This window comes from Chloracidobacterium sp. (genome assembly GCA_016720705.1).
GTDB lineage: Bacteria > Acidobacteriota > Blastocatellia > Pyrinomonadales > Pyrinomonadaceae > OLB17.
In genome coordinates this window covers 2,227,099-2,247,832 of record JADKKB010000007.1, presented here as the reverse complement: position 1 = coordinate 2,247,832, position 20,734 = coordinate 2,227,099, and the positions used below count along the sequence as shown (strand labels likewise).

General features: G+C 52.6%; 15 protein-coding genes. 13 read left to right on the top strand and 2 right to left on the bottom strand.

Going from position 1 to position 20,734, the window contains the following annotated elements; all coding sequences use genetic code 11:
* Position 1 precedes the first annotated feature (1 nt).
* From IPQ00_17005 to IPQ00_16995, 3 genes are all read left to right on the top strand, one after another.
* The gene (locus tag IPQ00_17005) at positions 2–1,312 is read left to right on the top strand and encodes a class I SAM-dependent methyltransferase (protein MBL0242265.1); all 1,311 of its coding nucleotides are present in this window, start codon (positions 2–4) and stop codon (positions 1,310–1,312) included.
* Positions 1,281–2,072 (top strand): aspartate/glutamate racemase family protein, encoded by a 792-nt coding sequence (locus IPQ00_17000; GenBank protein MBL0242264.1) that lies wholly within the window; start codon positions 1,281–1,283, stop codon positions 2,070–2,072. The genes IPQ00_17005 and IPQ00_17000 overlap by 32 nt, the downstream gene beginning before the upstream one ends.
* A 72-nt stretch (positions 2,073–2,144) precedes the next feature.
* Complete coding sequence (locus tag IPQ00_16995; GenBank protein ID MBL0242263.1) at positions 2,145–2,585, top strand: META domain-containing protein; 441 nt, start codon at positions 2,145–2,147, stop codon at positions 2,583–2,585.
* Positions 2,586–2,595: 10 nt separating this feature from the next.
* On the opposite strand, the gene IPQ00_16990 is transcribed toward IPQ00_16995, so the two are convergent.
* On the bottom strand, positions 2,596–3,603 hold the full coding sequence (locus tag IPQ00_16990) for a stage II sporulation protein M (GenBank protein MBL0242262.1): 1,008 nt from the start codon (positions 3,601–3,603) through the stop codon (positions 2,596–2,598).
* Positions 3,604–3,673: 70 nt separating this feature from the next.
* Here IPQ00_16990 and IPQ00_16985 point away from each other — a divergent pair, with 70 nt between their 5' ends.
* The 5 genes from IPQ00_16985 to IPQ00_16965 all read left to right on the top strand — a co-directional run bounded on the left by IPQ00_16985 (position 3,674) and on the right by IPQ00_16965 (position 8,945).
* Positions 3,674–5,539, top strand: a complete 1,866-nt coding sequence (locus IPQ00_16985) for an ABC transporter ATP-binding protein (GenBank protein ID MBL0242261.1) — start codon at positions 3,674–3,676, stop codon at positions 5,537–5,539.
* Between the two features lie 69 nt (positions 5,540–5,608).
* Positions 5,609–6,601, top strand: a complete 993-nt coding sequence (locus tag IPQ00_16980) for a hypothetical protein (protein ID MBL0242260.1) — start codon at positions 5,609–5,611, stop codon at positions 6,599–6,601.
* A gap of 97 nt (positions 6,602–6,698) precedes the next feature.
* The gene (locus tag IPQ00_16975; GenBank protein ID MBL0242259.1) at positions 6,699–7,124 is read left to right on the top strand and encodes a hypothetical protein; all 426 of its coding nucleotides are present in this window, start codon (positions 6,699–6,701) and stop codon (positions 7,122–7,124) included.
* A 185-nt stretch (positions 7,125–7,309) separates the two neighbouring features.
* Positions 7,310–7,912, top strand: a complete 603-nt coding sequence (gene ribA / locus IPQ00_16970) for a GTP cyclohydrolase II (protein MBL0242258.1) — start codon at positions 7,310–7,312, stop codon at positions 7,910–7,912.
* A gap of 25 nt (positions 7,913–7,937) precedes the next feature.
* Positions 7,938–8,945, top strand: a complete 1,008-nt coding sequence (locus IPQ00_16965) for a tetratricopeptide repeat protein (GenBank protein MBL0242257.1) — start codon at positions 7,938–7,940, stop codon at positions 8,943–8,945.
* A gap of 825 nt (positions 8,946–9,770) precedes the next feature.
* On the opposite strand, the gene IPQ00_16960 is transcribed toward IPQ00_16965, so the two are convergent.
* Complete coding sequence (locus IPQ00_16960; protein MBL0242256.1) at positions 9,771–13,025, bottom strand: carboxypeptidase regulatory-like domain-containing protein; 3,255 nt, start codon at positions 13,023–13,025, stop codon at positions 9,771–9,773.
* 334 nt (positions 13,026–13,359) lie between these two features.
* On the opposite strand from IPQ00_16960, the gene IPQ00_16955 reads away from it, so the two are divergent.
* From IPQ00_16955 to IPQ00_16935, 5 genes are all read left to right on the top strand, one after another.
* Positions 13,360–14,643: an HD domain-containing protein gene (locus tag IPQ00_16955; GenBank protein MBL0242255.1), complete on the top strand. Its 1,284-nt coding sequence runs from the start codon at positions 13,360–13,362 to the stop codon at positions 14,641–14,643.
* Entirely contained in the window at positions 14,612–15,475 is an 864-nt protein-coding gene (locus IPQ00_16950; protein ID MBL0242254.1) for an energy transducer TonB, read from the top strand. Before IPQ00_16955 ends, IPQ00_16950 begins: the two co-directional genes overlap by 32 nt.
* Positions 15,476–15,491: 16 nt before the next feature.
* Positions 15,492–16,238, top strand: a complete 747-nt coding sequence (locus IPQ00_16945) for a 1-acyl-sn-glycerol-3-phosphate acyltransferase (GenBank protein ID MBL0242253.1) — start codon at positions 15,492–15,494, stop codon at positions 16,236–16,238.
* 74 nt (positions 16,239–16,312) lie between these two features.
* Positions 16,313–18,337 (top strand): M13 family metallopeptidase, encoded by a 2,025-nt coding sequence (locus tag IPQ00_16940; protein MBL0242252.1) that lies wholly within the window; start codon positions 16,313–16,315, stop codon positions 18,335–18,337.
* Positions 18,338–18,691: 354 nt separating this feature from the next.
* Positions 18,692–20,695, top strand: coding sequence for a VCBS repeat-containing protein (locus IPQ00_16935; protein ID MBL0242251.1), 2,004 nt, complete (start codon positions 18,692–18,694; stop codon positions 20,693–20,695).
* The last annotated feature ends 39 nt before the right edge of the window (positions 20,696–20,734 follow it).

The window sequence follows — 20,734 nt, the reverse complement described above, 5'->3', positions numbered from 1 at the left end:
AATGCCAACCGATCAAGTAATTTTGGTGATCTACACCACCAAATACCGCCTTGGCGGCCACCAATTTCCGGTCGTAGCCCAAACCCTCGCTGACGAGAAACGCGAGGCGGGGTTTAACGGTGAGATCATTACGCGTGCCGTCGAGAGCAAACGCGATATCCTACAGGCAATTGCGGAGATCAAGGATGCCGACAAACTCATTAAGGAGTTTCATTTTGTCGGCCATTCCGGGATGTACGGCCCAATGTACGGTACCGTTGCCTTTCCCGAACAGTTCTCACCGTATGAATGGGAACAAATGGAGATCCCGTTTGCCGAGGACGCGTCAGCATACTTCTTTTGCTGCCGTTCGGCACGATGGTTTGCACCGTTCTTTGCCCGCACTTTCAACATTCCGACATACGGCTTTTTTTGGTACACCACATTTTCACGCAACAGCGAAAAATACGTTTCGGTCGGCGACAAAGCCGACGGCAAACTCTATACGATAGGTTGCAAGGGCCGTAAATCACACGGCTTTGTCGCGTCGGCAAAAAAGCGGCTTGGCTTTATGCCCGCTGAGAAAATGAAGCGATTTGAGCCGCGTCCGCCCGACGGCGACACATCGTATGATCACGTCGCCGAACTCTACGACGCCGCATTTCAGGATATTCGAGTGCGGCAGGCCGAATGGAAATGGCTGAATGAGCATTTGCCGAACGGAGCAGTCGATATGCTCGACATCGGGTGCGGCAACGGAGCTCTGCTCTACGCCCTGCGCGACCGCATCAACAGCGGGATCGGCGTGGACGAGTCGGGTGGCATCATCGAGCGTGCCAAACTGAAAAATGCCGAAAATAAGCACATATCTTTTCAGAAGATCGACGGTCCTGTGCTTCCCTTTCCTGATAATTCGTTCGATGCCGTCACATCGCTGATGTCGTTTCGCTATCTCGATTGGGACCCGCTTTTGGCTGAGATCAAACGCGTAATGCGGCCGGGCGGCAAGTTCCTGATCATTGATATGGTCACCGTCCCGGTTGCGGTCGGCGAATATCCGCGGCTGATCGGCGATAAACTGCGAACGATGAAGGATCAGAAGGCAAACTCCGGATTCGACGCTGCTCTGCAGAAGTTAGTCGCACATCCGGATTGGAAAAAAATGCTTGAGTACAATCCGATCCGCTCCGAGCACGAGATGAAATGGTATCTCGAAAGCCGTTTCCCCGGACAAAAGATGGAGATACTCAATATGGCCTGGCACTCGCGCATCGTGGCCTTTGACAGCGGACCGGTCGAGAATGGGCTCGACGCAAAACTTAGTTATCCATAAGCGAGGGACGATGGCCGGCAGGTTGGGAATAATCGATTGGGGTATCGGCGGAGTCAGTATCTATAAGCTCATCAAGGAGCAGATCGGCGACGTTCCGGTGACATACTTGTCCGATACCGGGGCGACGCCGTACGGCAAAATGTCTCGGCCTGAGCTTACCGCACGTCTTGATTCCGTGATCGAATATCTGAAAGGTCGCGGTGTCACACACATCATCATCGGCTGTAACGCGGCGAGCACCGCGATCCCGCATCTGGCGGACCACGCAATACCGGTCGACGGAGTGATCGTACCCGCGACTAAAATGGCGGCTAAACTGAAGCCTACAAAGCTCGGGCTTATCGGCGGTCGTCGGACGGTTGTCTCGGGCGTGTATAGGCGTTTACTTAAGGCTCAGAATATCGAAGTGAAACAGCGGATCGCCCAACCGCTCTCGGCACTGATCGAAAGCGGAGACGTTGTATCCGAGACGTTACGCGGCGAGGCAAAACGCATCCTCGCACCGCTAAAAAACTGCTCACATATACTGCTCGCGTGCACTCACTACCCCGCGATCACGCCCTTGCTCCGGCAACTCGTTTCGCCCCAAACCATATTTATCGATCCCGCGGCGGAGATGGTCGAGATCGTCCGCAGTGCGGGAATGCCATTGTCCGGCGGCGACACGTTTCTGACTACCGGCAACGCGCAAATGATTCGATCATCGGCCCAAAAGGCCTTTGGCGTCGCGATCGCCTCGGCTGAGAGCATTTCGATCTAGGCCGCTGCAAGTCGCCCGCACCATATTCGTTCTTCAAGTTAGAGCGGTGATATTTCACCGTTGAGGAATGATATGAATACCTTTCTTAAAACCGCCGCACTTTTCACGATCGTCCTTGGATTAGCTGTCACAGCGTTTGCCGAGTCGCTTCCGGTGGGCAAATGGAAACTCGATAGTTATAAGTTTGGGCAGAAGATCGCCGATCCGATCAGCAAAGAACTGATCACGCTCAACATCGATAGCGAGGGCAAGATCGGCGGGCTTTCGGGATGCAATGTGTACGGCGGTAGCTATTCATTTGCCGAAGGTAAACTGCAGATCAGCGAGATCTTTTCGACAATGATGGCTTGTGAAGAGCCTCTAATGTCGTTTGAACGCACATTTTACGAGACACTGAGGTCATCAGACAGATTCACGCTCGTAGATGGCGTTTTGACGATAACGGACGGTGATGCCAAAAGCTTCGTCAGGTTTACGCGTGTCCGAAAACCCAAGCCGCACAATATGTGCTAACAGCTCCAAACTACGCGGCGATGGCAACTTGTATCGGGCGATCTTGCCCCGCTCTGATCTCGTCATCGGCGGGTATACGCCCCACGAGTATCAGGTAGCTGTACATCACAATTCCGGATAATACGCCGGTCGCGATCTTAATGCCCGGCGGCAGTGCCGACGGCGAGAGAAACCCTTCGATCGTACCGGCGATTACAAGTAGGCAAGCACAACCAATGACGATCTTGGCCGCCTCGACGCCTTTTTTCTTAAGTGCTTGGGCTCTGGTCAGGTCGCCGGGATCGATCATTGCGTATCCGATCATCATACCGGCACCGCCGCAAAAGAATATGCACGACAGCTCGATCACGCCGTGGCCGACCACAAAGCTTGCGAGTGCATTTCCGAATGCAGGGTCGATCTGATAGCAGGCCGCGAAAACGCTGCCAAGCCTCGCTCCCTCAAACGCAAGGTCATAAAACGCCCCGACGCCAAAAAATGCCCCGAAAGCAAAAACGCGAAACGTAACGATAATGTTGTTCGACATTATCTGACTTGCCCCGACCTGATTGGCTTCGTTGAGCGAACTCCACCATTGATTATTTGCCCTGATCTCATCAGTTACGCCGGAAAGTGCGACAAAATGCGTAAAATCAACATCGACCCACGTCGCGATAAAACCGAATAAGGCGAACGCGGCAAACACCCCGAACGCAAGCGCCATATATTTCCAATTCGCTCTAAACGCCCTTGGAAACTCAAGTGTAAAGAACTTTCGGATCGTCCCGACGCCATCACTCTCGGAGCGGTATATGCGGCCGTGAGCCCTGATCACAAGGCTATTCAGATAATTGATCAATTTCGGATCGCGCGTTTCCGAGCGGGCAATTGCCAGATCCGCCGCGGCACGGCGATACAGTTCGCCAAATTCGCGCACCTCGGCCCTCGATAAACCGCGGAGGCCGACGCCGCTCATCATCGACAAAAGGTCCTCGAGCCGTTGCCAATTATTCTTCTTGTCGTCGAGAAATCGATTCATTGCCTTTGGCGAATTATGCGACGGCGTATTGCCATTCGCAAGTCCCAAATCTAAAATCGAATCTTACCCTATGTCAGATGAGGCCAAAAAATATCACGAAGAGGACGAGATCGGCAAAACGTACGACTTTCGCGTAGCTGGCCGTCTCTTTAGATATCTCAAGCCGTATTGGCGGTTGGCCGCCGCTGCACTTTCCTTAACGCTACTTACTAATATCCTGATCAGTACCCAGCCATATTTCACCAAGATGGCTGTCGATGATTTTATCGAACCGAAACGCATCGATGGGATATGGCTCTTTGCCTTAGCCTTTTTCGGTGTGTTTTTGCTACGCTTCATTTTCTCTTATGTTCAGGAGATCCTGCTAAATAAAGTCGGCCAAAAGGTGATGTTCGATCTACGGACCGAACTCTACACCAAACTTCAGAAGCAGGAAGTAGCCTATTACGACAAATATCCCGTCGGGCGGACGATGACGCGCCTGACCGGGGATGTCGATGCCCTCAACGAACTCTTTACCTCCGGTGTGATAGACGTCCTTGGCGATCTGGTGATCATCATCGCGATCCTAGGGATAATGTTCTGGATGGACTGGAAGTTGGCACTGGTGTCGCTGATCACGGTGCCGTTGCTCTTTACCGCGACAAACTGGTTTCGAAAGCACGCCCGAAACGGCTTTGACCGAGTGCGGACGCGAAATGCGAAGCTCAACGCGTTTCTTCAGGAGTATATTTCGGGTGCCCAGACGGTGCAGCTGTTTAACGCTGAGAAAAAGGCCCAGCACCGGTTCCGCGAGATCAATGACGACTATCGCGAAGCCAATCTTGAGACGATCTATTATTATTCGATCTTCTACCCGCTGGTCGATTTTATTGGAGCGATCGGCATCGCAGTCGTTATTTTTGCCTTTGGTTTCGAAACGCTGCGCGGGATGTCAGTCTCAGGGGCGGCCTTGACGGTCGGCATCCTGGCATCGTTTATCCAGTATTCGCTTCAGCTATTTCAGCCGATCAGGGATCTTTCTGATAAGTTCAACGTGCTCCAGGCGGCCATCGTCGCAGCCCATCGGATATTTATCCTGCTTGACCGCGAGATCACAATTGAGTCGCCAAGCGTGCCCGTCCGTACCGGAAAGGCAGAGGGACGGATCGAGTTTGAAAACGTTTGGTTTGCGTATAAAGACGAAGATTGGGTGCTCCGCGACGTTTCATTTTCCGTCAGTCTCGGCGAGAGTGTCGCACTTGTCGGGCATACAGGCTCCGGTAAGACCACGATCACCAATCTGATAATGCGATTTTATGACGTGCAGAAAGGGCGCATTTTGCTCGACGGCGTCGACGTCCGCGATTGGGATCTCAGAGATCTGCGTTCGAACTTTGCGGTCGTACTGCAGGACGTATTCCTCTTTAGCGGTTCGATCGAGAATAATATTCGGCTCGGCAACACCGAGATCGGACGAGATCGGGTGGAGTGGGCAGCCAAAGAGGTCCACGCAGACGAGTTTATTCGCAATATCGACGGCGGTTATGAGGCCGAGGTAAAGGAACGCGGGGCCGGGCTGTCGGTCGGGCAAAAGCAGTTGATCTCATTCGCACGCGCTCTGGCGTTCGACCCCAAGATCCTGATACTCGACGAGGCAACAAGTTCGATCGATACCGAAACGGAACAGTTGATCCAAAATGCTGTCGAACGCGTGATGGACGGCAGAACCTCGCTGGTAGTGGCCCATCGGCTTTCAACGATCCAAAAATGTGATCGGATCATCGTGCTCCACCACGGAGAGTTGCGGGAGATCGGCACCCACAATGAACTCTTGGCAAATCGCGGCCTCTATTGGCGTCTATATCAGTTGCAGTATTCGGAGGAGAAACTCGTTCATCTCTCGACCGAGCCCTCAGCCACCGGATATGAACTCGAGCCTGAAACTGCCGGCTGATAGATTGTTAGGCTGAACGCACTAGTTTGTTTATAATATCGTGACAGGTTTATCTTGAGTATTTCGGCGATGAATGACGATCTCCAACAAGTCTTCGATTCGGTCACTTTCGAGTTATTCGAGCGCTGTCGTGATAGCTCTCCGAATTTTGGCGTAACGATCGAGCGTTTTCGAGCCTCGCTTCATAACACAACTCAGAAGTACCTTATTGACGCCTCGACCGATCCGGCCAGTGAGGATGACGTTCGCGAATTTCTGGGTTTGATCCAGGCTGACGATCTCTTTTTAGCTCTCGCGTGCGCTGATGGAAACGAAAGATCGTGGTGGGAATTCGATCACGCAAACCGTTCGTATATGGAGCGGGTCGCCCGCCATCTGGCAAAAACCGAAGTCGATGCTGACGAAGTCGTCGATTGGGTTTACGGCGAATTGTACGGAACCCGTGTTGTCGATGGCGAACGCGTTTCGAAGTTTGCGACATATAGCGGCCGTGGCTCGATTCGCGGTTGGCTGCGGACCGTGATCTGGCACTCGCTTGTCGATATGCATAGGGCAAGCCACGATGAGGTCTCGCTTGACGAAATGACCGAGAACGTCGGCGAAGGCGCCGCACACGCGAATTTTGCCGCGGCACCGTCGGGCGGCGAGGAATCGATGATCGAAGGGATCACGCGTGACCGTTATCGCAAGGCGACCGTAACCTCCCTATCAAATGCATTCGCCTCACTTGAAGCTCACGAGAGGCTCTTACTTTTGTATTATCACGTCGATAATCTTAAGCTTCGCGAGATCTCGAAATTGGTCGAAAATGAGACATCTCCGCTTCGCGGTTGGTTTCAGCGTCGGTCACAGTCGCGCGATAAGGACCCGAACGCACGAATTCACGAATCGACGGTTATGCGTTGGCTCGAAAAGAGTTACGCTCGCGTATTGCAGCTATTTAGGGACGAACTGACTAGCGTCCACGGACTGTCAGAGTCAGAGATCGAAACCTGTATGAGCCTTGCGATGCAAGACCTCGCAGGCGGCGATATATACAAGGATCTGACCGGAAATTTATAGATGTTATTTGTGACGAAGGAATAATTTAAGCCTCCGGGCGGCAGTTACGCAAAAGGATCTGTTTATTGCGTCTAACTATCGGGAGGTTCTACAGCAAATGGGAAGCACGGAAAACATCATTGGGTTTGACACGAGGTTTCAGGGCCTTTTGGAGCGTTTCTTGCTAGATCGTTCGGCAGGTGATCAGGCGTTTGATACTGCTAATCATCTCGACGAGGAGACGCTGGCAGCCTTTGTTGAAGGCAATATGACGATGCGCGAAGCAACTCCGCTGGTCACACACCTTTCCGACTGCGGATTTTGCCGCACCAAGACAGTGGAACTCGTCCGGCTGGAGCTTGCCATTAACGGGCCTGACATTATATCGGCAGCGACCGTCGAGAATGTTCCGGCCAAAGCGTCCGAATCGATCAGCGGAATACTATCGCGACTTTTTGGCCACGGCGACTCGGCCGTTATGGCACACGAAGAAAAGCCGTCGGACGAAGATACCGCAGACAGCGACGACAAAGAAAGTAATTAAGCTCCGGAACAATGGATCTTGACCAAGCCGCCAGCACCGCGTCCGGCGGCTATTTTTGTGCCTTTCCTCTATGGTGGCGTCAAACGAAATGTAGCTTTTAGCCGGCAGAAGTTCTATAATTACCCATCAGCAGAGAAATGTCACAGAATAATATTCCGCCCGCAACTACTGAGGAATGCTGCCGAATGCAGCGGGACTTGACGGTCGAAAGAGTAGCGACGGCGGACCTTCCGACCAAGCGTGGATCATTTAAGATCGCAGGCTATCGATCGCTCAACAGCAGCGAAGAATTTGTTGTACTCTACAAAGGCTCTATGGATCGCGAGGTGCCGACACTGGTCCGCATCCATTCGCAGTGTCTTACGGGGGATGTGTTTGGTTCGATCAAATGCGATTGCGGACCACAACTCCACCGGGCGATGGAAATGATCAATGCCGAAGGCCGCGGAGCAATCGTCTACCAGCAGCAGGAGGGCCGCGGGATCGGCATTATTAATAAGATCCGGGCCTATGCCCTGCAGGACGAAGGCGCCGACACCGTCGAAGCAAATGAGCGTCTCGGCTTTGAGATCGATGCTCGTGATTATCAGCAGTGTGCCGAGATACTATATGACCTCGGCCTCTGCAAGGTTCGGGTGATCTCGAATAACCCGGACAAGCTCGCAGCTCTCGAGCAAGCCGGCCTGAAACTCGTTGAGCGGATCCCGATCGAGGTCGCTACCGAGGAAGAGTCGGTCGAGTATATGAAGACGAAACGGGAAAAAATGGGGCATTTATTGAGATTTTAAGGTTAGTGGTTGAATAGGGGAAAGTATGAATCGTGGTCGCTATCGGGTTAGTTTTCTGGTTGTAATTTTGTTTCTGTTCGTTTCCGCTGCCACAACTTTTGGCCAGGCGGATAATAGGAGTTCGATCTCGGGCTTTGTATTCGGCCCGGATCGCCGTCCTGTTTCGCAGGTTTGGGTAGAGCTGACGAACGATATTAACCGTACGATGGGCCGCGTCCGAACGGATGTGTCGGGCCGCTATTATTTCCCAAATCTGCCCAACGGCCGTTACACAGTCAAGGCCCTACCGTATGGAACCGGGCTGGTCGAGCAAAGCGTGGACGTCGAGTTAGCCGGAGTCGGGAGTCGAGGCCAGTCGTTACCGGACATACAGCAAAAAGATATTTATCTGAAGGCGAGAAAAGAGTCGAGCAAGATTCCATTCCAAAATGCGGTCGTCTACGCACAAGATGTGCCCCCGGCCGCGGCCGCACTATATAAGTCTGCGATCGACGATATCGACGGGCAGCGGCCGACCGAAGCTCTGGTTAGCCTCGAAAAAGCAGTAGACACCTTTCCGACCTATTTTCTAGCTCTCCAAAAGCTCGGCTATCTGCGTCTCACTAAGGGAGACTATACGACTGCTATCGGTATTTTTGAGCGGGCGTTGGCAGTGCAATCACGATGTTTTGACTGTTGGTACGGTATCGGCTACTCCAAATTTACCCTGAAAAGCTTCCCGGAGGCTGTTGCAGCTACCGAGAAGGCTCTCGTCGAAAGTCCGGACTCGGTCGAGGCAAATCTGCTACTTGGTATGGCCACCCGCTCTACCAAAGAATACGAAAAGGCCGAGACGGCGCTCAAACGTGCCATAAAGGCCTCGGAAGGTACGTCGGCGGATGCCCACTGGCAACTGGCCCTACTGTTTGGTCGAGACCTCAATCGTTATGCCGAGGCGGCCAAGGAACTCGAGGCCTATTTGAAAGTTGCCCCGGAAGCCCCAAATAAAGAGGATATAAAGAAATTGATCAAGCAGTTTAGGTCTAAGACCTAGGATCTGACCCGTGCGGTCGCGAAAACCTATTCGATCTTCCACGATATTGGGTTAGCTCGCCGATTTTGAGTCGGCACAGCGACATCATTAGCCTTAAATGACCGCGAGCACTCGGGTCATCGAAGAACGGCATGTGTTTCCTACGGCGTGTCGGTGCTCAGAGTAACGGCTCGTGCTGTTGAACTGCTCTCGGCAATTAACTCGCAGGTCAGGACGACTCGATCGCCGATTTCGGGTCGTTCAGCAATAGCCCGACGAGGGCCACCGATATCCCACAGCATACTTTACCGAAACCGCTATTAAGCCGCCCGACGCACTAGTGCCGGGTTAACAGGGCCGGCTTCATTCTGCCTTTGTCTGCCTTCATACGTTGAATAAGCACGACCTGATCAGTATCGGGCCTCCGCTCGATATCGATCGCTGGCATCTCGTCGGAGGTTTGATCTACGGTTATTTCTCTTGGACGCCCTACTTCCGACCAGATCCAAAACTAAAATAGCCTCTGAGTTCAGCTCCGCCACTGATCGCGGTAAAGATAAATGACCGGTTTAACGACTCGTTGGCGAGGGAGCAGGACATATATAGTTATGCCGTACTCGCTGGTGCCGAAAGGTGACGGCGTCGATGTCGAGATCACCACAAAGTACTGAATGCCTGACCGAGAAACCGTTGGTTATGGAAAACTCGGCTTTGCTGCGATGTAGCGGCGGAGCGGCGAGAGACTGCATATCGTATTAGCAATGTGCGTACGACCTGCAGCAAAGTTGCAAAAAAGGCCCGCCTGATCGCTCAGGCGGGCCAAAAGGTTTTAGGAAACAAATTTATTTAGAAAACAAATTTGAAACCAAAACGAACATTACGACCACCCTGATAACCGTTGGCCATGCCATACGAGCTATTCTTAGCGTTAAACACGAGGGGGTTCGAATTCAGATTAGTGTTGATCTGTGTGTACAGTGAACCAGCATTAAACTTGTTCAAGAGACAAGGATAGTCACCCGACGCACAACCATATCCCTGAGCAGCTCCAAATGAAGCCAAGGAGATATTGGAAAGCGTGGTCTGAAGACTTGTCACGGTCGCCTGATCGAATGCATTGATCAAGTTAATGTTAGCTTCGACCGCATACTTCTTGTCAGTTCCGAATTTGTAGCGATGTGAAACGCTGAAATCCGTCTGATAGAGCATCGGTGTACGGCCCATATCGCCACGGCCGTTCAAGAAGATCGGCACGATAAAGTTGATAAGGGTCGACTGCGGGGTTCCCGACTGGAATGTCTGGAATGCACTGAACTCGGTCGAGTTACCGGTACCTTTCCAGATCCAGTTGTAGCCGCCGTACGCATTAACAACATGCGGACGATCGGTTCCAAGTGCACCGTAATCAGATCCACCCTTAGCAACGAATCCGATCATCGGAAGATCGAAGCTACGGTTTACGCCCGGATCCGAACGTCCTGCTTCATCTGAGTTAGCCAAACCTGAATAGTTACCACGAAGGCGGCTATAGGTGTAGTTAGCATTGAAGTAGAAGTTGTCAGCCAGACGGCGTTCAATTTGAAGCTCGACTGCGTTGTAGTCACGACGAGCCGAAGCATACGGTTCGGCATAGCCAAACTGTTGCAGGAATTGAGCGTGAAGTCCCTTTCCGGGGTTACCCGTAATGTAGATCTCACTGCCGGTTGCACTGATAGCACCAGCATCTTCGACTGTCTCAAGTAGCTTCTTATTGGTATAGCGGCCCTTGATGACCCAGTTTTTGTGAAGTTCGTGCTCAGCACCAAAGGTGAATTCACGCTGCTGATACGGCTTCAGATTAACGTCGATGCCGCCGGCATCCTCGATGTCAACACCGGGGACGTTCGAAGCAACACGGTAGTCATTCTGACAACGGCTGAGGCCGCTGCCGATAAAGCCGGTCGGAGCACACGCACCACCGATCGGATCGGTGAAATTACCCAAAATTGTCGAGGGTGTATATGCTGAGCGGTAAGGCGCATTGTTCGGAGCAATTTCAAAGAAGTCCACACGGTAGAAGTTACCACCGAACGAACCCTGTGCCATCTTGAATTTCAGACGGTCATAGAATTTGCCATAGCTACCAAAGACCTTGGTCTTGCCATCGCCAAATACGTCAAATGCACCACCGATACGCGGAGCGATCTTGTCTCCCCATCCAAATGCGAACGGAGCAGCAAAACCGTTAAACGACGGAAGCGATTCCTTTTCGATACGGACACCGACGTTCAGGGTAAAGCGTCGACCGATCTGCCATTTGTCCTGGACATAGATCGCCTGGTTCAAATTGCTGCCTTCGCCTCTCTCGCCGTAGCGATAAAGAGCACCGTGGCCGAGCACACAGCCGACAACCTGGCCTACTGCACAGATCGGAGCTGACGGAGTTGCGAGGTTGCTCCAGTTGAAATCGTTATCGATAGGACGACCGTACTGCATGTAAACACGCGTCGTGAAGTTCTTCAACAGGTCGTTGTAGATAGCCTGATGACCGTAGCCACCCTTGAGTTCGTGACGTCCGCCGGCGTTGAACAAGAAGCTCATATCGCCTTCGTAATTGGTGCGGACCGAAACGTCCTTGAAGGTCTGGTCGTTCGCAGGATCATTAATACCGGTCGTACAAGCTTCCGAACCAAACGTCGTGGTACCGGCTGCATTGCCTGAGGTACAAATATAACGTGTACCAGACGGCTTAAAGTAGTTTCCAAGTTTTTCGTTCAAGAAACCACGCGAGTATCGGAACGTTGCAACAATGCTGCTGAGCGGCGTGTAAACGGCCTGACCCGTAACGTTCTTGGATGACTGGAATCCACCCTGACGGCTAGCGAGATCGTTGCCGCAGAGACTGCCGATGGTGCCGCCAAAATTGACGCACGAGGTCGTTCCGCCGATAGCATAGGTGCCATAGGGGATAACACCCTGCTGGATAAGCGGGTTATAAAGGAACGTACCGGTCAAACGCAGTTTCGAGAACGGCGAAGCATCGATACGGCCAAAACTGTATTCATTCCTCTGCTTGCCGGTATATCGCTCGCCGCCGGTGACCGCACGAGTAGCGGACGGGGCTGAGCTGTAATAAACCGAGTCAACAGTCTGCGAAAACATCGTCGGCGAATAGCTGGCAAAGAACCAAACTTTATTCTTGAGGATGGGACCGCTGAGGTTGACCGAAGGAACGGTGGTCAGGTACTGCGATTTCGGAGCCGTAATGTACTCGTTTGTCGCGACATAAGTGGTGTTCGAGACCGAGCCCGATGTGAAACGGTTCAAGCCCGGACGATTTCCGCCCTGAAGTTTCGAAGGCTCAAAACCGATTCCGATATCACCGTGAAACTGGTTGTTTCCACCCTTGGTAACAACGTTAACCACACCGCCGGTTGCACCGCCGTACTCGGCGTTGAAACCACTCGATTTGACCTGAAACTCCTGAACGAGTGCGAAAGGCACGTTGTTGTTCGAGTTCAGACCGGCGTTACGATAGTTGGTCACTTCCTGGCCGTCGATCACAAATGTGTTCTCAGCACCGCTGGCACCGTCGATGGTGAAACCACCGGCGAGAGCTTCAGGACGGACGCCCGGAACGATCTTGAGAAGCGAGGTGAAGTTACCTGCAACCGGAAGCGACTCGATCTTAGCTGAGCTGACCGATGTCGAAATTTCCGAGCTACCGGTGTCAACAACGGTATCGCCTGAGGTAACAACGACCTCGACTGAGCTCTTGATGCCCATTTCGAGGGTTACCTGACTCGATTTTCCGAGTTCGACACGAGCGGTCGTTCTAGTCTCAGAAAAACCTGAGATAGGAGCCGCCGTCAGAATGTATCCGCCCGGAGGCATCTGTGTAAGACGCGCGTAGCCCGAACCGTCGGTTGTGACGGTCCGTTTGTAACCGGCAGTGTCCGCACCACTGGTTACAGTGATGACGACGCCGGGAACAACGGCTCCGGTTGTGTCCTTAGTAGTGATCTCGATACCACCTACCGTTTCCTGTGCGATACTGACCGACACAGCAAAAGCGATAAGAATGAGCATTGAGATAACTTTAATAGTTCGCTGAATTTTCATTTTTTTCTCCCAATAAATCTTGAAGTTGAAGGGTAATGCCAAAAAAAGGCAATATGTTCACTGTAAAACAAGCAATTTTGTTGCCACTCGCCGCTTTGTTTAATAAAAGCCCTTAAATGCCTGTAAATACTGACACTTACATCTCTCCTTTTTAGCAGGGCTACTTTCGGTCGTCACAGCGTATTCAATATTTTGAAGATTTTCCAAATAGATGGATTGCCACAATTTGATTGTTTCGATGGCTCTCGGCTCAGGCAAATTGTCAGCCTGAGTTGCGGGCGGAGGCAAAATGCCACGATAATGGACAGGATCCTTTAGCGGGCGGGAGTGGCAATTGTCAGAACGAAATTATCGAGATGCGGTTCATAATATTATCAGGCTGGACAATAGTTCCGCCGAAGGTAAACTGATCGAAACGCTGATCGACACCGTTGAATTTCAAAGGCTTAGGCGAATCCGCCAACTCGGCCTCGCATATTTCGCCTATCAGAGTGCCGAACACTCGCGATTCACTCATTCACTCGGCGCCTTTCATCTTGCTACCAGGACACTCGAGAGGCTCAACTCCAAATATACAATAAGTTACGAGCACCAAACTGCGGTGCGGGTCGCTGCCCTGCTTCACGACATTGGACACGGTGCATTCTCTCACGTGATCGAGTCTATCCTCGGATTTCACCACGAACAGTTTTCGATCGACACGATCCTGAGCGGCGACACTGATGTCGGACGAGTGCTCTCGGGCTTTTCGCGCGAACTAGCCGAGGACGTCGCCGGCATCATCCGCGGCGATTTCAGGCCGCTCGCTCTTACACAACTTGTTTCGTCGCAACTCGATGTGGACCGAATGGACTACTTGCTTCGCGATTCGCTTATGAGCGGTGCAAAGTACGGCATCTACGACCTGGAATGGATAATCAAATCGATCGAGATCGATGAGGCAAATGATCGGCTATACATTGCCGCACCCGGAATTTACGCGGTCGAGGATTATCTGCAGGCTCGCTACTATATGTTTCGCCAGGTCTATTTTCATCGAACGCTGAGAGCGGCCGAGGCCGTCCTGAAATCACTGCTCAAACGGGCGATCGATGTGTACGCCGCCGGCGGCGATGTCTGGCACCGAACCGGTTCCGCATTCGAAAAAATCCTGCAAAAACAGCGTCTATCATTGTCCGAACATCTTTCACTCGATGATACCGACGTTTTCTTTCATATCAAGCAATGGCAATTCTCGGCGGACCAGGTACTTTCGGACCTTGCGTCAAGATTTCTCGATCGTCGGCTGTTTGCTGCGTTCGATCTGGATATGCCGGCGGACAAGATCCATTCGTTTGTGCGGGAGGTCGAGGCCGTCGTGTCAGCCCGCGGCTTTGACATTAAATATTATGTCAGCGAAGACGAGACCGGCGACGCGGCATACAATTTCTACACGACGGATTCCGCCGATGCCAAAAACCTTATTTTCGTCGAGGATGGATTTGCCCGCCCGTCGGTCCGCGAGATATCCGAGGTCTCCTCTGCCGTTAGAGGGCTTCAGCAAGGATATCGGATTCACAGAGTATGCTTTCCGGCAGAACTAAAAGATGAGATCGCTGCAATTTATCATAAGCCGTAGTTCGGCGATCGCGGCGTTAGCGTTTGCCCTGCTCGTTTGGGCCACTGCGGCATCCGGACAGACGATCGCGATCGTGACACCCGAGACAAATCGAATAGCCGAGCGGACGGCCGACGGGCTTTCGAACGAACTCGCCAAAACCTCGGATGTCCTCGACCTGTCATTAAGCCGCTCCGCATTTGACGCATTATCGATCACAACACCATTTAATATGACCGCCCGCCAGTCGAGCGTCGCTGCGACCGCTGTCGGATGTGACTATCTGATCATCATTCGCGCGGCGACGATGCGGCGGACCGCGCTCGAACGGCCTGAGTATTACGAGTCGTTCGCTTCCGTATTTGTGATATCGCAAAAGCTCGGCAACCTTATCGATTGGTCCAATTCCGCATTCAACGGCGCATCTATTAAGGAGTCCGAGGACACTTTGATCGGATCAATGCCAAAGCTTGCGGCGAATATCCGTGCGGCGATCGCGGCAGCCGGACTGGCTCCTGCCAAACAGGCGTCAGCCGAGATCGAGGAGATGCCCGCCGACGGTACACCGGGTGCCCTCAATTTTCGTTCGCCGATCCCATATTTGCGCATTAAGCCGGAGTACACCGCGATCGCCTCATTCTATGATGTGGCCGCGACCGTCGAGATCGAACTTACTCTGGCCTCGGATGGCTCGATCCTGGCGGCGGAAGTAGTCAGATGGGCGGGCTTCGGCCTCGATGGCTCGGCACTGAAAGCAGTGCGCTCGATGCAATGGCGTCCCGCCGAACGTAATGGCAAGACGTTGCCGATACGTGTTTTGCTACGATACAATTTCAAAAAGCTTGAGCGATAGTTGGCCGCCACCTTAAATGAAGACAATACGAGCATCGATCCGAATCTTTATGTTTGCCGCGTCGACGCTCGGCGCTTACGTCATATGGTTTGTAGGAAATTTGCTCATTCCAAACAAAGTTTACTGGCGACAGATGATCTTTAATGGCTGGACCTGGACTTTTACAAAGATCTGCGGGATGAAGATCGAGATAATCGGCACGCCGCCAAAACCGCCTTATTTTCTGGTTTGCAATCACCTTAGTTACGCCGATATGGCCGCTCTGCGACAGGCGGTGGTCGGTGTTTTCGTTGCCAAGTCCGAGATCCTGACCTGGCCGCTTGCCGGTGCGATCATCAAGTCAATGGGAACTGTCTTCATCGACCGCACCAACCGCCGCGACATACCGCGTGCCGGCCGACAGATCATCGAAAGGCTCGATGCCGGCGAAGGCGTGATCGTCTTTCCGGAGGGCACAACGTCCAAGGGTGAGGAGGTTTTACCGTTCAATTCATCCTTTTTGCAGTTTGCCGCCGAATCGGACGTTCCCGTTTCTTATGCCGCGGTCACTTACCGCACACCTGACGGCGCACCTCCGGCGAGTACATATGTTTGCTGGTGGGAGGACATCAGCTTTTTCGCACATATTTGGCGAATGTTTAAGCTCTCGGGATTTACGACGGTGATCAATTTCGGTGAGGCTCCGATCAAGAATACCGACCGAAAAGCACTTGCCGCCGAGTTGCGGCAGAAAGTCTCGGATGCATTCATTCCGGTCGTCTAATTTCGGCCCGGGGTTTTCAATAACCTATTGGCACATTTCTCCGTATTACCAACTGACCTTTCTAGGAGCACCAAATGAGAACATATTTTTTCCGATCGATGACGACGTTGGCGATTCTGACGTCTATGACACTTTCCGTCCTTGCCCAGAGCTCAGGTTTCGACACCACCAGAATGGACAAGAACGTCGATGCCTGTGAGGACTTTTTTGAATACGCCAACGGCTCTTGGCTCAGATCCACCCAGATACCGCCCGCAGAGGCGAGTTGGGGGACTTTCAATATTCTCCGTGACCGCAACGACGGTACGCTTAAAGAGGTACTCGAAAGTGCCGTCCGGACCAAGTCTGCAAAGGGCAGCGATACGCAGATGATCGGCGATATGTATGCGACCTGCATTGACGAAGCCTCGATCGAAAAGGCCGGGATCAAACCGATCAGCAAGTACCTAAAGGCAATTGACAAGGTCAAGACCGCCGCCGATCTGCAGCGTGAGATCGCCGAACTTCACAACTTCGGATTCGGGGTGATCTTCGGCTTTGGCGCAGGCCCCGACCTTAAGGCCTCGAACAATGTCATAGTTAACGCATCACAAGGCGGCATTACGCTGCCGAACCGTGATTACTATACTCAGACGGACGCAAAATCGGTCGAGACTCGTGCCAAATTTGTCACCTATATGACGAATATGTTCAAGCTCCTCGGCGATAGCGAATCCACCGCCGCAGCCAATGCGGCCAAGGTTCTGGATATCCAGACGCGGCTCGCCAAAGCTTCGTTGACGCCCGTCGAACGCCGCGATCCCGATAGCGGCTACAACAAGATCACGGTTGCCGGAGCGCAGACGTTGACGCCCAATTTTGACTGGAACGCATACTTCGCCACCCGCGGCGTTCCGGCCGCCGGCGACTTTAACGTCGCTCCGGCCAAGTTCTTTAAGGAAATGAACTCGATGATGACCGATGTATCCATCGCCGACTGGAAAACCTATATGCGTTGGATGGTGGTCAATTCGTCCGCAACCTCTCTGCCAAAAGCGTTTTCCGATGAGAATTTCAATTTCTTTGGCAAGCACCTGAGCGGACAGAAAGAACGTCAGCCACGATGGAAAACTTGTGTTCAGACCGTTGACCGATCGCTCGGCGAGGCACTTGGAATGGAGTATGCCAAGCGTGCGTTCACACCGGCGGCCAAGGCTCGTATGAATGTGCTGATCGACAACCTGATGGCGTCGATGAAGGGCCGCATCGAGGGCCTCGATTGGATGAGCCCGGAGACCAAGGTCCAGGCGCAGGCCAAACTTTCGACCTTTAAGCGTAAGATCGGCTACCCGGACGTGCTCCGCGGTTACACGGGCCTCGAGATCAAACGCGACTCGTACGCCGGCAATCTCGTCCGTTCCAACCAGTTTCAGATCAAGCGAAATATGGAGGACATCGGCAAACCGCGTGACAAGTCGCGTATGGGAATGACGCCGCCGACCGTCAACGCGTCATACTCGAGCGTCAATAACGACATCACATTTCCCGCCGGCATCCTGCAGCCGCCGTTCTTTAACTTTGACGCTGACGACGCGATCAACTACGGTGCTATCGGCGGCGTCATCGGCCACGAGATCACCCACGGGTTTGACGATTCGGGCAGCCGTTTCGACGCCGACGGTAACCTCAAAATGTGGTGGACCAACGCCGACCGTGCCAAGTTCGACGAGCGTGCAGCGTGCGTCGTCAAGCAGTTTGACGGCTACGAAGTCCAGCCCGGCCTGTTTATCAACGGCAAGTTGACGCTTGGCGAAAACATCGGCGACTTTGCCGGTCTGACGGTCTCGTACTACGCGTTTCAGAAATCGCTCGACGGCAAACCGCGTCCTGCCAATATTGACGGTTTCACACCGGAACAGCGTTTCTTCCTGGGTTGGGCTCAGGTCTGGGCCGGCAAATACACGCCCGAGGCCGAACGCCAACAGGTCGCCGGCAATCCGCACGCTCTCCCCCGCTGGCGTGTGAACGGACCGATGTCGAATATGCCCGAGTTCGCCAAAGCGTTTGGCTGCAAGGCCCCGCAAAAAATGATCCGTCCCAATGCCTGCCTGATCTGGTAAACCGACGGTTAATTCAATTGGGAAGTTTGCGGCTGCTCTTTAGGGCAGCCGCATTTTATTATTCGGCAAATGATAATGGCAAAGTCTTGCTGAACGACGGCATTGGCTATATAGTGGACTCAACACGATTTATCACGATAGACGGTAAATGGGTTGCCTTTGATCGACGAGGAAGTGCCTGACCTATAGAGCTCTCTGACTCGGATCTCGTGACAAAATAGATATCTCTTGAGATTTTCGGGATCGATTGCCGACAAAAATGTCTGACTCAACTAAGTCTGGTACCTTTTGGAGTACATATCACAGCGCCATTGATCCGTGTGACCGGCCCAATACGATTAGGAGTAAAGAAAAATGACAAAAACGCAAAAAAGTTTGATCAGAACGTTGATCATAGCTACGACCGCGGCTCTTGCACTGGTGTTTTCATTGTTTGTGACACCGGGAACGTTTGGCTTAGAAACCTCGGTTTCAGCACAGGAAAATTTGGCCGCCACGCGTGATCGACAAAGTATCGATAACAGTGACATTGCTCCTCAAGCCTGTAGTCTAAGCGGAACGCTCGGAACGGCACCCAGCGGAGGGTCAACGGGTAATCTTACGACCCGGCTTTTCAGAGCCGGGCCAAGTGCGGCTGCGACGTGTTCCGGGGCCGTGTATCCCGGGACTAATGATTCCGGTGCTTTTCTTTACAATGTTCATAACATTACCAATACATTTTCGACCCCGGCTTGCGTTACTTTTACCCTCGTCAACGCAAGTACGGAGAACCTTGCGGTGGCGGCATTCAGACAGCCCTTTGTTGCCGGAGATATTTCTAGTTCGGGCCGCTATCTGGGTGATCCCGGTGTAAGTACGGGCGTAACAACTAGCACAAGAGTTATTACATTTCAAACTATCATTCCTGCAAATACGAGCATCGCTGTAGTCGTTTTTTCGACAGTTGCCTCCGTGGGCAACGGAACGCCATATACCCTATCTGTCTCTTCAACCAATTGGAATTCAACTTGCGGGACGGGATCGGGACTCATAAACTACACCGGCCCCGCCGTTCCAATTCCCGACAACGTTCCAGCGGGTGTTGATATTTCGCTTCCTGTTGCCGGAATTGGCAGAATTCGGGACTTACAATTTACCTTTCCGTTCCAAGCAGGTTGTGATGCTACCGCCGGAAACACAAATGCGGCAGTTGATCATACATTTATCGGCGATCTGACATTTAAGCTCACGTCGCCAAAAGGAACGACGGTCACATTTATGAGTAGACGCGGCGGTAGTCGCGACAATATTTGCTCTTTCGACCTTAAAGATCAATTCAACAATCCATTGGTTTCGACCATAACGAGTCAAAACGGACAAGTGTTGTCGGGAATTTTCCAACCGGAACCGGATGGAAGATTCACGAAATTCAGAGGCGAAAATGCCGACGGCATCTGGAAACTGAACGTCAGCGATAATTCTGTTCTCGATAGCGGAAATTTACGGCGATTTGGATTATATTTTACGGGGTTTGTCTTTCCCAGCAACGATCTGGACAACGACGGAATATCCGATATTTCAGTCTCGCGTTCAAACGGCGGAGTCCGCGAGTGGTGGCTGCGTCGAAGTCAGAACACGGGTGTCTCGGCATTTTCCTTCGGGCTGCCGAGTGACAAGATAGTGCCGGGTGATTATACCGGCGACGGTAATTTGGATTTGGCGGTATGGCGGCCGTCAAATGGCAACTGGCTCATATTGCGAAGCGAAGATTTTTCCTTCTATGCCTTTCCGTTCGGCGCAAACGGTGATAAGCCCGTCCCTGCCGATTATGACAGCGATGGCAAAATGGACGCGGCGGTTTTCCGACCTGCCGGCGCGACCTGGTATATTTCACAATCGGCCGGCGGTACCGTCATTCAGTCCTTCGGGCTCAGCTCAGACGCACCGGTTCCGGCTGATTACGACGGTGATAACAAAGCCGATCTCGCAATTTTCCGTACCAATGGAGCAAACAAAGAGTGGTGGTATCAGAGATCCAGCGACAACACCGTTACCGCTGCGACCTTCGGCGTCGCGGGCGACAAAGCGGTTCCCGGCGATTATACGGGCGACGGCAAAGTTGACTTTGCAGTGTGGCGACCCTCCAACGGCAACTGGTTTGTTCTCAGAAGCGAAGATTTTTCCTTCTATGCCTTTCCGTTTGGATCGACTAACGATATTCCGGTTCCGGGCGATTACGATGGTGATCTAATCACCGATGCCGCCGTCTTCAGGCCGTCAGGAGCGACGTGGTATCTTAATCGATCACAGACAGGCGTCCAGATCCAACAATTCGGCCTAAGCACCGATACGCCACTTGCCAGCGCATATATTCCCTGATTTTAGGGATAGTTGGTTTACGATGCTAAGAGGCTGTAC